General features: G+C 68.9%; 13 protein-coding genes, 1 tRNA gene and 1 pseudogene. 11 read left to right on the top strand and 4 right to left on the bottom strand.

Features of this window, described 5'->3' with window-relative positions; genetic code table 11:
- Nucleotides 1–20: 20 nt before the first annotated feature.
- Nucleotides 21–1,535: a PPE family protein gene (locus ACJH71_RS14190; RefSeq protein ID WP_406758655.1), complete on the top strand. Its 1,515-nt coding sequence runs from the start codon at nt 21–23 to the stop codon at nt 1,533–1,535.
- Nucleotides 1,536–1,632: 97 nt separating this feature from the next.
- Here the strand turns inward: ACJH71_RS14190 and ACJH71_RS14185 are convergent, their stop codons facing one another.
- The 3 genes from ACJH71_RS14185 to ACJH71_RS14175 are packed head-to-tail and all read right to left on the bottom strand — an operon-like array spanning nt 1,633 to nt 6,829.
- Nucleotides 1,633–2,517: a nucleoside triphosphate pyrophosphohydrolase gene (locus ACJH71_RS14185; protein WP_406758654.1), complete on the bottom strand. Its 885-nt coding sequence runs from the start codon at nt 2,515–2,517 to the stop codon at nt 1,633–1,635.
- A 5-nt stretch (nt 2,518–2,522) separates the two neighbouring features.
- Nucleotides 2,523–6,167 (bottom strand): transcription-repair coupling factor, encoded by a 3,645-nt coding sequence (mfd, locus tag ACJH71_RS14180; RefSeq protein WP_406758653.1) that lies wholly within the window; start codon nt 6,165–6,167, stop codon nt 2,523–2,525.
- Between the two features lie 59 nt (nt 6,168–6,226).
- On the bottom strand, nt 6,227–6,829 hold the full coding sequence (locus ACJH71_RS14175; protein WP_024442510.1) for a TetR/AcrR family transcriptional regulator: 603 nt from the start codon (nt 6,827–6,829) through the stop codon (nt 6,227–6,229).
- 145 nt (nt 6,830–6,974) lie between these two features.
- Here ACJH71_RS14175 and ACJH71_RS14170 point away from each other — a divergent pair.
- The 7 genes from ACJH71_RS14170 (at nt 6,975) to ACJH71_RS14140 (ending at nt 11,431) form a co-directional block, all read left to right on the top strand.
- Nucleotides 6,975–7,046: transfer RNA gene (locus ACJH71_RS14170), tRNA-Gln, on the top strand.
- A gap of 59 nt (nt 7,047–7,105) precedes the next feature.
- On the top strand, nt 7,106–8,635 hold the full coding sequence (gene glmU, locus ACJH71_RS14165) for a bifunctional UDP-N-acetylglucosamine diphosphorylase/glucosamine-1-phosphate N-acetyltransferase GlmU (protein WP_406758652.1): 1,530 nt from the start codon (nt 7,106–7,108) through the stop codon (nt 8,633–8,635).
- A gap of 109 nt (nt 8,636–8,744) precedes the next feature.
- Nucleotides 8,745–9,731 carry a ribose-phosphate diphosphokinase gene (locus ACJH71_RS14160; RefSeq protein WP_308485882.1) on the top strand — a complete coding sequence of 329 codons (987 nt, stop codon included), beginning with the start codon at nt 8,745–8,747 and terminating at the stop codon, nt 9,729–9,731.
- 1 nt (nt 9,732) lies between these two features.
- Nucleotides 9,733–10,077: an arsenate reductase (glutaredoxin) gene (gene arsC / locus ACJH71_RS14155; RefSeq protein WP_406758651.1), complete on the top strand. Its 345-nt coding sequence runs from the start codon at nt 9,733–9,735 to the stop codon at nt 10,075–10,077.
- Nucleotides 10,074–10,730, top strand: a complete 657-nt coding sequence (locus ACJH71_RS14150; protein WP_406758650.1) for an LpqN/LpqT family lipoprotein — start codon at nt 10,074–10,076, stop codon at nt 10,728–10,730. The genes arsC and ACJH71_RS14150 overlap by 4 nt, the downstream gene beginning before the upstream one ends.
- Before the next feature lie 57 nt (nt 10,731–10,787).
- The gene (locus tag ACJH71_RS14145) at nt 10,788–11,156 is read left to right on the top strand and encodes a heme-binding protein (protein WP_406758649.1); all 369 of its coding nucleotides are present in this window, start codon (nt 10,788–10,790) and stop codon (nt 11,154–11,156) included.
- Nucleotides 11,156–11,431 (top strand): hypothetical protein, encoded by a 276-nt coding sequence (locus ACJH71_RS14140; protein WP_406758648.1) that lies wholly within the window; start codon nt 11,156–11,158, stop codon nt 11,429–11,431. Before ACJH71_RS14145 ends, ACJH71_RS14140 begins: the two co-directional genes overlap by 1 nt.
- Before the next feature lie 6 nt (nt 11,432–11,437).
- Here the strand turns inward: ACJH71_RS14140 and ACJH71_RS14135 are convergent.
- A pseudogene (locus tag ACJH71_RS14135) lies at nt 11,438–12,824 on the bottom strand (DUF1254 domain-containing protein).
- Nucleotides 12,825–12,923: 99 nt separating this feature from the next.
- On the opposite strand from ACJH71_RS14135, the gene ACJH71_RS14130 reads away from it, so the two are divergent.
- From ACJH71_RS14130 to pth, 3 genes are all read left to right on the top strand, one after another.
- Nucleotides 12,924–13,796, top strand: coding sequence for an oxidoreductase (locus ACJH71_RS14130; protein WP_406758647.1), 873 nt, complete (start codon nt 12,924–12,926; stop codon nt 13,794–13,796).
- 138 nt (nt 13,797–13,934) lie between these two features.
- A complete protein-coding gene (locus ACJH71_RS14125; protein ID WP_406758646.1) occupies nt 13,935–14,564 on the top strand; it encodes a 50S ribosomal protein L25/general stress protein Ctc in 630 nt (209 codons plus the stop codon).
- 12 nt (nt 14,565–14,576) lie between these two features.
- Nucleotides 14,577–15,161, top strand: coding sequence for an aminoacyl-tRNA hydrolase (gene pth, locus ACJH71_RS14120; RefSeq protein WP_406758645.1), 585 nt, complete (start codon nt 14,577–14,579; stop codon nt 15,159–15,161).
- Nucleotides 15,162–15,346: the final 185 nt, after the last annotated feature.

Genomic DNA, 15,346 nt, shown 5'->3' with positions numbered 1-15,346 from the left:
GGGAAAAGGAGGTGTGTTCGATGACCGCACCGGTCTGGCTGGCGTCGCCGCCGGAGGTGCACTCGGCGCTGCTGAGCGCCGGGCCCGGACCCGGTCCGCTGCTGGAGTCGGCGACGGCGTACTCGGTGATGAGCGCCGAATACGCCGAAGTGGCGGCCGAACTCGACGCGGTACTGGCCGGAGTGGCCGGCACCTGGCAGGGCCCCAGCGCCCAGCAGTACGCGGCCGCACACGCCCCGTATCTGAGCTGGCTGGCTGACAGCGCCGCCAAGAGCACCGCCGCCGCCGGTCTGCACCAGACCGCGGCCGCGGCCTACACCACCGCACTGGCCGGCATGCCCACCCTGGCCGAACTGGCCGCCAACCATGCCGTGCACGCGACGCTGCTGGCGACGAACTTCTTCGGCATCAACACCGTCCCGATCGCGCTGAACGAAGCCGACTACGCCCGGATGTGGGTCCAGGCCGCCGAGATGATGACCGTCTACCAGGGCATCGCGGGCGCGGCGCTGGCCTCGGTTCCGGTAGCGACGCCCGCACCGCCGATCGTGGCCCCCGGGGCTGCCGAGGCCGCCGCCCCCAGTTGGGAACAGCAGCTCAAGGACCTGATCACGCAGTTCAACATGGGCTTTGCCGACCCGATCGCCAAGTGGTTGTGGGCGCAGTTGGGCGTCGACGGATATCCGATCGAGGCGTTTCCGTTTGCCAGCGCAGTCACCCAGATGCTGGTGCAGATCCCGGGGATGTCCCCGATCCTGGCCGGGGCCCTGGGCTGGTTCACCTTTCACACGCTGATGTTGTTGTGGCCGATGGGCCAGATCGCGGTGCAGATGGCGATCCCGATCGTGATGGCAGCGGCGCCGGCGCTGGCCGCAGCGGCCGGGCTCGGTGCGCTGGGCGCGATCGGTGCGGTCGGGCTGGACCAGGCCGTCGAGCCGACCCCGCCGATGCCGGTGGGCGGCAGCGTCGGCGCCCCGGTCGCTGCGGGCGCCTCGGTGCCCGCGGGCGCCGAGGCGTGCGCCTGCGCGGACCCGATCTCCTCGGCGGGCCCCACCGCCCCCGCCACCGCGGGCGCCGGCATGCCGGCCGGCGGCGGCGCGGGCGGCGGACCGGGCGTCGGGTTCGGGCCGACCTCCTGCCTGTATCTGGTCAGCAGTGTCTCCTCCTCGGCGCGCAGCTCCAGCGGTTCGCGGCGTTCCCGCAGTGCCGACGAAGAGGCGTCGGAGAGCCAGGGCGCCCCCGGTGAGGCGACGGCGCAGGCGCTGGCCGCCAAGCGCCGGCAGCGGCAGCGCGCCAAGCAGCGCGGGTTCGGCGACGAATACATGGATATGAACATCGATGTGACGCCGGAGTGGGATGGGCCCCCGGGCGCGGCGAGCGCCTCGGACTCCGGTGCCGGCCCGCTGGGCTTCGCCGGTACCGCGACCGGGACCAGCCGTCAGGCCTCCGGAATCGCTGTGCTGACCGGTGACGGCCTCGACACCGAGCCGCGGATGCCGATGCTGCCGGGCAGCTGGGGCGAAAACCCGAACTGACCGGCGTCAGCTCATCGAGACCGACGTTTTGCAGCGAAAGTGCGAGTAGGTACCTGCAAAACGTCGGTTTCGGCGCAAGAGTGCCGGGGCGCCAGCGCTACAGCTGCGGCCAGTGGGCGCGCCACTGCTCTTCGGTGGGCTCGCCGATGATCACCTTCTCGACGGCCCGGACGCTGTCCATGAGTTCCAAAACCGCTGTCCGCAAGTCGTTTTCAGTATCGATGCCGGCGGCAATGGTGACGGTGGTGATCGTCTCCGGGATCAGGTCAGCGGGCACGCCGGCGCGGGCGAGCCGTTGCAGCACCTTTTGGGCCAGCGCTAGCGCCGGCTGGGCGGTCGGCAAGTCGTCCATGATCGAGTCTCTGGACTTCTTCTCCAGCGACTTGCGTTCCTCCCACTGCGCCACCTGGTCGGCCAGCGAGATCTCCTCGCCGGCAAGCACCGCCGGCGCCCGATTGACCAGCTTGCGCAGCAGCGAATCCGCGACGTCGTCGATGGAGAACGGGCGCTCCAGTGCGTCCTCGGCGATGCGGGCGTGGAACAGCACCTGCAGGAGCACATCGCCGAGCTCCGCACACAACTCGTCGGCGTCGCCGCTGCGGACCGCGTCGAACAGTTCGTAGGTCTCCTCGAGCAGAAACCGGCGCAGCGAGTCGTGGGTCTGCTCGCTCTCCCAGGGCCCGGTGGTGCGCAACCGGTCCATGATCGCGACCGCGTCGATCAGCCGCTCCCCCGGCGGCGCATCCGGCGCCGCGATCAGCGTTTCGCCGGCCGCCAGCCGAGCGACCACGTCGGGATGGTTGCGGTCCGAAGACAGCAGCACCGGGGCTTCGACGCCCGAGAGCACCGATCGTGCGGCCGGCAAAGACCACGGCACCACGATCGGCAATTCCTCGGTGTAGACGATCTCACCGGCGAGCAGCGTGAGGGCTTCGACCGGGACAAGCGAGGGCCGGCGGGGGTCGACCAGGACAACGGTCATCGTGGCTACCGTACTGCGGGCGTCGTGCCGGTGACGTCGATGAGACCCTGCGGCTTGCCGTCCAGTGCCGAAATCAGATCGGCCACCATCTGCACGAGTTCGACGTCGCGGATGCGCGGCGCCCCGACGGGCGCACCGGCACCGCCGGCACGCGGGATCGGGACCTGGATGGTGGCGGTGGTCGCGCGGTAACTGGCCGAAGGATGCATCCGCTTGAGTCGCAACTGGGCGGAGTCCGGCAGGGTCATCGGGGCCAGCCGCAGCGTCGTCGCCGACGCCGCCGAAACCTCGGTGATCCCGGCTGCCCGGCACAGCAGCCGCAGCCGGGCCACCGCCACCAGCCGGCCGGCGGGCTCGGGCAGCGGCCCGTAGCGGTCGGTCAGTTCCTCGATGACCGCGGCGATCTCGTCGTCGCCGGGAGCGGCAGCCAACCGCCGGTAGGCCTCCAGCCGCAACCGGTCCGAGTTGATGTACTCCGGCGGCAGGTGGGCGTCGACCGGCAGGTCGATCCGGACGTCCTTGACCTCTTCGGTGGTGACCGTCTCGCCGTTGAAGGCCGCCCGGTACGCCTCGACCGCCTCGCCGACCAGCCGCACGTACAGATCGAAACCCACCCCGGCGACGTGCCCGGACTGCTCCACCCCCAGCACGTTGCCGGCGCCGCGGATCTCCAGGTCCTTCATCGCCACCGCCATGCCGGCGCCCAATTCGTTGTTCTGGGCGATGGTGGCCAGCCGGTCGTGGGCGGTCTCGGTCAGCGGGCTCTCCTTCGGGTAGAGGAAGTAGGCGTAGCCGCGCTCTCGGCTACGGCCCACCCGGCCGCGCAGCTGGTGCAGCTGCGAGAGCCCGAAGGTGTCGGCACGCTCGACGATCAACGTGTTGGCGTTGGAGATGTCCAGGCCGGTCTCGATGATAGTGGTGCACACAAGGATGTCGTATTCCCGGTTCCAGAAGCCCTGCACCGTGGTTTCCAGCATTTCTTCGGGCATCTGGCCGTGCGCGACGACCACCCGGGCCTCGGGCACCAGGCCGCGCACCCGGGCGGCGGCCGCGTCGATGGAACTGACCCGGTTGTGCACGTAGAACACCTGGCCGTCCCGCAGCAGCTCCCGGCGCAGCGCGGCCGCGACCTGCTTGTCGTCGTGGCCGCCGACGTAGGTCAGCACCGGATAGCGATCTTCGGGCGGAGTGAGGATCGTCGACATCTCCCGGATGCCGGCCAGGCTCATCTCCAAGGTCCGCGGGATCGGCGTGGCACTCATGGTGAGCACGTCGACGTGGGTGCGCAGGGCCTTGATGTGTTCCTTGTGCTCGACGCCGAACCGCTGCTCCTCGTCGACGATCACCAGGCCGAGGTCTTTCCAGCGCACCCCGGTCTGCAGCAGCCGGTGGGTGCCGATCACCACGTCCACCGAACCGTCGGCCAGGCCGTTGACGGTCGCCTTGGACTCTTGGGCGTCGGTGAACCGCGACAGTCCCTTAACGGTGACCGGGAAGCCGGCCATCCGGGTGCTGAACGTCTGCAGGTGCTGATCGGCCAGCAGCGTGGTGGGCACCAGCACCGCGACCTGCTTGCCGTCCTGGACGGCTTTGAACGCCGCGCGCACCGCGATCTCGGTCTTGCCGTAGCCGACGTCGCCGCAGATCACCCGGTCCATCGGGACCGGCTTTTCCATGTCGGCCTTGACCTCGCTGATCGCGGTGAGCTGGTCCATGGTCTCGGTGAAGCCGAACGCGTCCTCCATCTCGGCCTGCCACGGGCTGTCCGGGGCGAACGCGTGGCCGGGCGCGGCCTGACGTTTGGCGTAGAGCGCGACCAGTTCGTCGGCGATCTCTCTGACCGCCTTGCGGGCCTTGGTCTTGGTCTGGCTCCAGTCGCTGCCACCGAGCCTGCTCAGCGCCGGGGCTTGGCCGCCGACGTAGCGCGACAGCTGATCGAGAGAGTCCATCGGCACGTAGAGCTTGTCGGTGCCGTTTGCGCCGCGCTTGCCCGAGGCGTACTCCAGCACCAGGTATTCGCGCCGCGCCCCACCGACGGTGCGCTCGGTCATCTCCACGAATTTGCCGATGCCGTGCTGGTCGTGCACCACCAGGTCGCCGGCGGTCAGCGCCAGCGGATCGACCGCGTTGCGGCGCTTGGCCGCCAGCCGCTTGCCTTCCGGGCCGCTGACCCGGTTGCCGGTCAGGTCGGCCTCGGTCACCACCACCAGGTCGGCGCCCGGGATCACCAGACCCTCATGCAGCGGGCCCTTCAGCACCCCGACCACCCCGGGCTGCGGCGCGGCACCGGCATCCAACAGCGTTGCCGCAGTCTCGGATTCGGCCAGCTGCTCCACGATCCGGCGTGCCGTGCCGACGCCGGGGGCGACCACCGCCGCACGACCACCGGTCGCGATGTGCGCCCGCAGCATGGCGAAGATCTCGTCGATGTCGCGCTGCCGGCCCCGGGCCGACGGCGACGGACGTACGTCGAGTTCGGTCGCCTCCGGGTCGGGCAACTGGCTCAGCGTCCACCACGGATGCCCGGTGTCGAGCGCCGCCTGGCGCACCTGCGCGAACTCCCGGAATCCCGACCCACCGAGCTGTTCGATGTCGATCGGTGCCTCGCCGCCGATCGCGGCGACCGACCAGGACGCCTCCAGGAATTCACGTCCGGTCTTGATCAGATCGGCGGCGCGGGCCCGGACCTTCTCCGGATCGCAGACCAGCACCGGGGTGCCCGGGCGCAGCTGATCGGTCAGCAGCGCCTGCGGACCAGGCCGCAGCACCGGACTCAGCGCCTCCATCCCGTCGACCGGGATGCCCTCGGCCAGCTTGGCCAGCATGTCGCCGACCGTGCCCGATACGGCGTTGTCGGTCTGTGGCTGATCGCGCGCCAGCTCGGCCGCCCGCTCCCGCACGTCGTCGGTGAGCAGCAACTCCCGACACGGCACCGCGACCACGGTGCCGACCTCGACCTCGGGAATGGAACGTTGATCGGCGACCGAGAACGGCCGGATCTCGGTGACCTCGTCACCCCAGAACTCGATGCGCACCGGATGTTCGGCGGTCGGCGGGAACAGGTCGAGGATGCCGCCGCGGACCGCGAACTCGCCGCGCTTGCCCACCAGGTCCACTCGCGAGTAGGCCAGCTCGACCAGCCGAGCGATCACCTCCTCGAACGGGACCTCGTCACCGACGGCCAGCATGACCGGCTCGATCGCGTCCAGTTGGCTGGTCATCGGCTGCAGCAGCGACCGGGCCGCGGTGACCACCACGCGCAGCGGCGGCCCCAGCCGGGCGTCGTCGGGCGCAGACAGCCGGCGCAGCAACAGCAGGCGGGCGCCGACGGTATCCACCCCGGGCGAGAGCCGCTCGTGCGGCAGCGTCTCCCAGGACGGGAACAGTGCCACCGTGTCGCCGTAGACACCACGCAGTTCTGCGGTCAGGTCGTCGGCCTCGTGGCCGGTGGCAGTGACCACCAGCAGCGGGTTGTTGCGGGCCAGGGCGGCAGCCGTGAACGGCCGCGCACCGACCGGACCGACCAGCGCGAGTTCGGCGGGCGGGTCGCCCGCACGCTCGATCAGTTCGGTGAAGGCCGGCGCGGTCAACGCCAGGTCTACGAGCCCCGCAATCGGGTTTTGGACAGTCTGGTACCCCGGTGCGGTCATGATGCGGGCAATTCTAGGCGGTGCGGTGCGGGTCGCCGATTTGCGTTGCGGTGCATGCCCTATTCGTCGTGCAGGGTCGGATCGGACTCCAGGTGAGTCAGTCCGTTCCAGCAAAGGTTGACCAGGTGCGCGGCCACCACTTCCTTCTTGGGTTCGCGTACGTCGAGCCACCATTGGGCCGTCATCGACACCGAACCGACCAGCGCCTGGGCGTACAGCGGCGCGGTCTCGGGGTCCAGGCCGCGCTTGGCGAAGTCGCCGGCCAAGATCGACGACACTTGGCCGATCGCGTCGTTGAGCAGGGTCGAGTAGGTGCCAGAACTGATCGACGCCGGAGAGTCGCGGATCAGGATGCGGAATCCGTCGGTGTGCTCGTCGACGTAGGTCAGCAAGGCCAGCGCGACGCGCTCCACTCGCAGCCGGGACTGGTTGTTGGTCGCCTTGGTCAACGACGTGGTGATGCCGTCCAGCAACGCCGACATCTCACGGTCGACCACCACGGCGTAGAGCCCCTCTTTGCCGCCGAAGTGTTCGTAGACCACGGGCTTGGACACGTTGGCGCGCTGCGCTATCTCCTCGATGGAGGTGCCCTCATACCCGCGTTCGGCGAACAGCGAGCGGGCGACGTCGATCAGTTGATGACGACGCTCGCTACCTGTCATCCGGGCTCGCGGCGCCCGGCCGTCCTTGTCCAGACCAGCCACGCGACCAGGGTAGTCCGTTGGACTAGACCGGATTGTCCGACTTCTTACTCGGGCCGCGGGCGGCCCTCGCCGTCGTCGGACTAAAGTCACTGCGGAACACCGATCCGTCGTGGTGTAATCGGCAGCACCTCTGATTTTGGTTCAGATAGTTCAGGTTCGAGTCCTGGCGACGGAGCTCACGGAATTGCCCCACCCCTTTGCCGCGAACGTGCGCAGAATGACAGGCTAGGCGGCGTGTCGACGCACAAACACGCTCCCCCGCAAGCGGGAGGTACCCCCAAGTCGCCCCAGGAGGCAGGCCAGGACGCCGTCATCGTCCTGGCTGCTGGAGCCGGCACCCGGATGGTCTCCGACACCCCCAAAGTGCTGCATGAGCTGGGCGGGCGCAGCATGCTGGCGCACTGCCTGCAAGCGGCCGCCGGCGTCGGACCCCGTCACCTGGTGGTGGTGTTGGGCCACGCGCACGAACGCATCACCGGGCCGGTCGCCGAACTGGCGCAAGCCCTGGACGTTCCCATCGACATCGCCCTGCAGGACCAGCAGCTCGGCACCGGACACGCGGTGCTGTGCGGCCTGGCAGCCCTGCCCGACGACTTCACCGGCACCGTCGTCGTCACCTCCGGCGACATTCCGCTGCTGGACACCGCCACGCTGCAGGCACTGATCGACACCCACCGCGTCGCCCCGGCCGCCGTCACCGTGCTGACCACTACGCTGGCCGACCCCACCGGCTACGGCCGCATCCTGCACACCCAGGACGGCGAGGTCACCGCGATCGTCGAGCAGGCCGACGCCACCGAGTCGCAGCGCGAGATCCGCGAGGTCAATGCCGGGGTGTACGCCTTCGACATCGCCGCGTTGCGTTCCGCGCTGGGCCGGCTGGGCTCGGACAACGCCCAGCACGAGCTGTACCTCACCGACGTGATCGGCATCGTCCGCGGCGACGGCCAAGTGGTGCACGCCCGCCATGTCGACGACGCGGCATTGGTGGCGGGCGTCAACGACCGGGTGCAACTGTCCGCGCTGGCGGGCGAGCTCAACCGCCGCCTGGTGGCCACCCATCAGCGGGCCGGCGTCACCATCGTCGACCCCAGCACCACCTGGATCGACGTGGACGTGACCATCGGGCGCGACACGACGGTTGCCCCCGGGACCCAGCTGCTGGGCCGCACCGCCGTCGGGGCGCACTGCACGATCGGGCCCGACACCACCCTGACCGATGTCACGGTGGGCGACGGTGCGTCGGTGATCCGCAGCCACGCCACCTCGTCATCGATCGGCGACGGCGCGACGGTCGGCCCGTTCACCTACTTGCGTCCCGGCTCCGCGCTGGGCGCCGACGGCAAGCTGGGCGCGTTCGTCGAGACCAAGAACTCGCGCATCGGCACCGGGACCAAGGTTCCGCACCTGACCTACGTCGGCGATGCCGACATCGGCGACCACAGCAACATCGGCGCGTCCAGCGTCTTCGTCAATTACGACGGCCAGACCAAACGACGGACCACCGTCGGCTCGCACGTGCGCACCGGCTCGGACACCATGTTCGTCGCGCCGGTCACCATCGGCGACGGCGCCTACACCGGTGCCGGGACCGTGGTGCGCCATGACGTGCCGCCGGGCGCACTGGCGGTCTCAGCCGGCCCGCAGCGCAATATCGAGAACTGGGTGCAGCGCAAGCGGCCCGGCAGCCAGGCCGCCGCGGCGGCCGACAGAGCGAACAGTGCCGAACAACCCGGCCAGACTCCACCCGATCTGTCATCGTGAGCTTGATCGCGTTGAGGCAGCCCGAGGCGAAATCGCGCACCGGGCTACGTACCATAAGGCCCGAGTTAACTCGACCGAAATCCACAATCTCCTACGGCGGGGGCAGCACGTGAGCCACGACTGGACAGACAATCGCAAGAATCTGATGCTCTTCGCTGGTCGTGCGCACCCGGAGCTGGCTGATCAGGTCGCCAAAGAACTGGACGTACCGGTAACCGCGCAGACCGCCCGGGACTTTGCCAACGGCGAGATCTTCGTGCGTTTCGACGAGTCCGTGCGCGGCTGCGACGCCTTCGTTCTGCAGTCGCACCCCGCGCCGCTGAATCAGCACCTGATGGAACAGCTGATCATGATCGACGCGCTCAAGCGGGGCAGCGCCAAGCGGATCACCGCGATCCTGCCGTTCTACCCCTATGCCCGCCAGGACAAGAAGCACCGCGGCCGCGAACCGATTTCGGCCCGCCTGGTCGCCGACCTGCTCAAGACGGCCGGCGCCGACCGGATCGTCACGGTGGACCTGCACACCGACCAGATCCAGGGCTTCTTCGACGGCCCGGTCGACCACATGCGCGCCCAGCCGCTGCTGTGCGGCTACATCCGGGACAACTACCTCAACAACGGCAAGGACGTCGTGGTGGTCTCCCCCGACTCCGGCCGGGTGCGGGTCGCCGAGAAGTGGGCGGACTCGCTGGGCGGCGTACCGCTGGCCTTCATCCACAAGACCCGTGATCCGCGGGTGCCCAACCAGGTCAAGGCCAACCGGGTGGTCGGCGAGGTCGCCGGCAAGACCTGTGTGATCACCGACGACATGATCGACACCGGCGGCACCATCGCCGGGGCGGTCGGCCTGCTGCGCGAAGCGGGGGCGGTCGACGTGGTGATCGCCGCCACCCACGGCGTGCTGTCCAGCCCGGCATCCGAGCGGTTGGCGGCCTGCGGCGCCAGCGAGGTGATCGTCACCAACACCCTGCCGATCACCGAGGACAAGCAGTTCCCGGCGCTGACCGTTCTGTCGATCGCTCCGCTGCTGGCCAGCACCATCCGGGCGGTATTCGAAAACGGTTCAGTCACCGGGCTTTTCGACGGAGACGCCTGACATGACTGACGCGGTGGTCTATCACAACCCGCGCTGCTCGACTTCGCGCAAGACGCTGGATCTGCTGCGCGAGAACGGTATCGAGCCGACGGTCGTGGAGTACCTGAAGACCCCGCCGTCGCGCGCGGAGCTGGCGGAGATGATCAGCGCCGCCGGCATCGGCGTGCGCGACGCGGTGCGCACCGGCGAGGCGGTGTACGCCGAGCTGAACCTGGCCGGTGCGTCCGACGACGAACTGCTCGACGCGATGGCCGCGAACCCGATCCTGATCCAGCGGCCGTTCGTCGTCACCGGCAACGGCACCCGGTTGGCCCGTCCGATTGACGCGGTCCGCGAGATCCTGTGACCTCGCTGCGCTTGGCGGCCGTGGCCCTGGCGTGCACGGCGATAGTCAGCACGACATCCGCGTGCGGCACCAAAACCCCTGACTATCACTCGATTTGGGGCAACGGCAGCACGCCCACCACTTCCTCGGAGCCGGAGGCCCCGGTCAGCGTGGGGCGCTACCTCGAGGATCAGGGAGTGGCCGCCGAGGCGGTGGCCCCCAACGCGCCGACCGACCTGACCGTGTCGATCCCGACACCGGCGGGCTGGACAAAGAAGGAAAACCCGATGCTGCCGGCCACCACTCTGGTGCTCGGCAAGGGCGAGAAGTTTCCCCGGGCGATTCTGAGTGTGGTCAAGCTCAACGGGAAATTCGACTCGAAAGAGGCCATCAAGCACGGAGTGGTCGACGCCCAGCTCTCACCGAACTTCCGACTGCTGGACGCCTCCAACGAGGACTACCAAGGTTTTCCGTCCTCGATGGTCCAGGGAACCTACGACATGGACGGTCAGCGCCTGCATAGCTGGTTCCGGATGGTGATCGCCACCGGTTCGGCGCCGGCCGAACAGCGTTACCTGGTGCAGCTGGCGGTCACCGCCCCAGCAGAAGAGGCGCCCAAGGATGCCACCGACGTCGAGGCGATCATGAAGGGCTTCACCGTCGCGGCGAAGTGACCCCCACCGGACTCGGGTCTTGTTAAAGTGACGCACCCGCCTGAAGGGAGTTCCGCGATGTCCCTCGTTCGCCTGTCCTCACTGAGCCTTGCCGGCCTCAGCGCGGCCGCCGTCGCGACCGGCCTGCTGGCACCGGCCACGGCGCTGGCAGACCCGCAGCCCGGTTGCACCGCCGCCGACATGGCCAACGTGGCCACCGGCGTCGCCGCCTCGACGTCGGGTTATCTCTACGCCCATCCGGACGTCAACGAGTTCTACACCGGTCTGCACGACCGGCCCGACGACCAGGTACCGGAGGCGGTTCGCAGCTTCTTCGCCGACAACCCGCAAGCGCACTCCGACCTGCTGGGGCTGCGCCAGCCGCTGGCTGACTTCCGCGCCCGCTGCGGATTGCCCCAGCCCGAGCGCCCGCTGCTGGATCAGTGATGTCGCGCCGCATCTGGGTCATCGCAGCACTGGCCTTGACCAGCCTGCCGGGGACCGTGGTCGTGTTCACGCCGGCCGGCACCGCCACCGCACAGGGCTGCGTCGGGGTGGGCCGCCGGGTGTATGTCAGCGGATGCGCCGACCCGGTGCCACCGCCGGCCTACTACGCGCCGCTGCCCGAAGACGTACCTCCGCCGCCGCCCCCGCCGCCTCCGCCGATCAACACCTGCGTGGGCTACAACGGCCGTTGGGTGCACGCCAACAACTGCAACTAAGCCGGGCTAGTTCTTCACCGCTTTCGGCGGTGCCCAGGTGCCGCCCAGCGCTTCTTCCTTGGGCCAGTACAGCCGCAGGATCATCTGGAACGGCCCCTCGGGTGCGGGCAGCCAGTTGGCTTCCTTGCCCGCGCCCGGGGATTGGTTCTGCACAGCGACGGTGATTCCGCCGTCGGGATCGCGGGTCAGATCCGGCAACATCGGCGAGTTGATCAGGTACCGGTCGATCGGGTTGGCCACCAGCAGGCTTTCCGGCATCTTGTACATGGTCAGCGACCAGAACGAGTTGACCGGCGGCAGCGCATCCGGCGCGAACCGCAGCGTGTATCCGTTGGCACCGCTCAGCGGCGCGCCGTCGGAGTCCACGGCCACCACCGGATAAATGGCCTCCTCCTGCGAGTTGCCGTAGATCCCGAGCACCGCACCGGCCATCCGGTACAGGTAGTTGCCGGCGAGGAACTCCCGGGTGCCGAACAACTGCCCCGAGGTCACCTGGCCGGTGTCCAGCTTGTCCGTCTTGAATATGTTGAGTTCCGCCCAGGCCTGCGCCATCCCGGCCTGGACGGCGTCGCGACTCTCGGCGCTGAGTTCGTCGGCGTTGAAGGTGCCGTCGGGGCCGATGCCGATACTGGCGAACCGGGCCCGCAGGTCCTGCTCGCCCGGCAACACCGGCGCGTACTTCAACAGGAAGCTCAAGATCTCGAAGAACTTCGGCGACGTCTTCTGCTCGTCTGGTGTCCAGTGGCGCAATGAAATCCACCGGCGGGGCGGTTGGCGCGGGTTGCTTGAGGTAGGCCGACAGCGGCTCCACGGTGTAACCGGCCTGGATCTTCTTGACATTGTCGATGTCGGCCGGGTCGAACAGCTGGGTGCGGTAGATGACCTGCGCGAAGTCGGTCTCGGCGCGGATCACCGCATCGACGCCGTGGGGCTTGTCGCCCGTCCAGCCGGGTCCGGCCAGCAGGTACCTGCCGCCGTTGTTACCGGTGGTCCGGCTGCCCACGTAGGCGAAGTTGTAGGTGTAGGTGTCGATGAACTGCAGCGAGTAGTAGCGGCCGGCCTCGATCGCAGGCACGGTGAGCACCAACGGCTCGGCCCGCAGGTCGGCGCCCAGCATGGTGTAGGGCGTGTCGGAGTTCGGCGTCTGCACGGTGGTGTCATCGGGGGTGTAAACCCTTGCGGCGCTATGCGTCTGATTCCAATCGCCCTTGTACTGCGGACCCGATTTGTCGACGAAGTAGGCGTGCCGGATGCGGTAGGAGTCCACCATCGGGAAGCCGTAGACGTAGGCCTCCTTGGCGATCAGACGGACCTGATCGGCGGACAGGGCCGGCGCCGGGCTAGCGGGCTCGGCCGACTGCCGGTTGCCGCAGCCGCCGACCGCGGCCAGCATCACGGCGATCAATCCAAGGGTGGTCCATGGCTTCACGTCGCTCCTCAAGTCGCTTCGGCATTCCGGCGCAGCTCCCGGCGCCTCGTTAGAGTGTCAGCCATGGCCTCCTGGTCCGCCACCGATCTGCCGTCGTTCGCCGGCCGATCCGTCATCGTCACCGGAGCCAACAGCGGTTTGGGCGCCGTGACCGCGCGCGAACTGGCCAGGGTCGGCGCCGCCGTCACCCTGGCGGTCCGCAACACCGCCAAGGGCCAGGCCGCCGCGGCGGGCATGCCCGGTGACGTAACGGTTCGCGCCCTGGATCTGGCGGACCTTGCTTCGGTGCGACGGTTCGCCGAGGAGACCGCGCAAGTCGACGTGCTGATCAACAACGCCGGGATCATGGCGGTGCCCTACGCCAAGACCGTCGACGGTTTCGAGGCTCAGATCGGCACCAATCATCTGGGTCATTTCGCGCTGACCAACCTGCTGTTGCCCAAACTCACCGACCGGGTGGTGACGGTGTCGTCGGCCCTGCACCGGATGGGCTACATCAGCCTCAAGGACCTGAACTGGGAGTCACGCCGGTATTCGGCGTGGCTGGCCTACGGCCAGGCCAAGCTGGCCAATCTGCTGTTCACCAGCGAGCTGCAACGCCGGCTCGTGGCGGCGGGTTCACCGCTTCGCGCGCTGGCCGCCCATCCCGGCTATTCGAGCACCAACCTGCAGGGCCAGACCGGCAACCGGATCGGCGACCTGGTGATGCGCACCTTCGGCAACGGCCTGTTCGCCACCAGCCCCGACTTCGGGGCGCGCCAAACCCTCTACGCGGCGTCGCAGGACCTGTCCGGCAACACCTTCATCGGTCCACGCTTCGGCATTGTCGGCCGCAGCGGGTCGGTGGGCCGCAGTCTGCTGGCCAAGCGCGGTGCCACAGCCGCCGGACTGTGGGAGCTGTCTGCGCAGCTCACCGGGGTTCAATTTCCGCTCTGAGCTGCCGATGCGCTAGCCTGACCAGGCGTCACGGCGAGGGCGGCCACCATTCGGCCGCCGTTATCGACGAGGACCTCCTAGATGGTTGTCGCGATCTGGCCGTGCCTCATGCACGCCGTAGCAACCAAGGAGTTCCCCATGGCTAAGAACGCATCCACCACCAACCAGCTGACCGTCTCGGTGCGGACCGAGACCGGCAAGGGCGCCTCCCGCCGGGCCCGCCGCGCCGGCCGGGTCCCCGCGGTCCTCTACGGCCACGGCACCGAGCCGCAGCACCTGGAGCTCCCGGCCCACGACTTCGCGGCCGTGCTGCGCCACTCCGGCACCAACGCCGTGCTCACCCTCGACATCGAGGGCAAAGAGCAGCTGGCGCTGACCAAGGCTCTCGAGATCCACCCGATCCGTCGCACCATCCAGCACGCCGACCTGCTGGTCGTGCGCCGTGGCGAGAAGGTCACCGTCGAGGTCAACGTCGTCATCGAGGGCGACGCCGCTTCCGGCACCCTGGTCACTCAGGACGCCACCGCCGTGGAGATCGAGGCCGAGGCCCTGTCGATCCCCGAGCAGCTGACCATCTCGATCGAAGGCGCCGAGGCCGGCACCCAGTTCACCGCCGGCGCTCTCGAGCTGCCCAAGGGCGTCAGCCTGATCTCCGACCCCGAGCTGCTGCTGGTCAACGTGATCGAGGCACCGAGCGCCGAGGAGCCGGCCGAGACCGAAGCGGCGGGCGAGGAAGCCGCCGAGGCCCCGGCCGCCGAGTCCGAGTAAGCCGAGCACCGCGTGGCCGAGTCACCACCGATACTGGTGGTCGGCCTGGGCAACCCGGGCCCGAACTACGCACGCACCCGACACAATGTCGGCTTCATGGTCGTCGACCTGCTCGCCGAGCGGATCGGGTCGGCGTTCAAGCTGCACAAGAAATCGGGTGCCGACGTGGCCACCGGGCGCCTGAGCGGGCGCTCGGTGGTGCTGGCCCGGCCGCGCTGCTACATGAACGAATCGGGCCGCCAGGTGGGGCCGTTGGCCAAGTTCTATTCGGTCCCCACCGGCGGCGTCGTGGTGATTCACGACGACCTCGATCTGGACTTCGGCCGGATCCGGCTCAAGCAGGGCGGCGGTGAGGGCGGCCACAATGGCCTGCGCTCTATCGCGACCGTCTTGGGCAGCAAGGACTTTCAGCGGGTCCGCCTCGGGATCGGCCGACCGCCGGGGCGCCAAGATCCAGCGGCCTACGTGCTGCAGGCGTTCGGTGCCCGCGAGCGCGACGAGTTACCGACGATCTGCGAGCAGGCCGCCGACGCCACCGAGTTGCTGATCGAGCTGGGGCTGGAGCCGGCCCAGAACGTCGTCCACGCCTGGGGCTGACCCCGCTTTCCGCGGCGAGCGTGCGTGCTTGTACGCAAAAGCCCGGCGTGTCGCGTACAAACACGCTCCCTCGCGGGAAAGGGGAAAGGGCGAAGGGCGCGCGCTAGGTGTACTGCCCAGGCAGGTTGGTCAACCTGGTGATGGGCGGAATCTTGCCGATCGCGGAGTGTTGCCGATGGTGATTG

The organism is Mycobacterium sp. SMC-15 (genome assembly GCF_045310925.1).
Classification (GTDB): domain Bacteria; phylum Actinomycetota; class Actinomycetes; order Mycobacteriales; family Mycobacteriaceae; genus Mycobacterium.
Note: the sequence above shows the minus strand (reverse complement) of the source record. Positions and strands in the feature narration are given on the sequence as shown.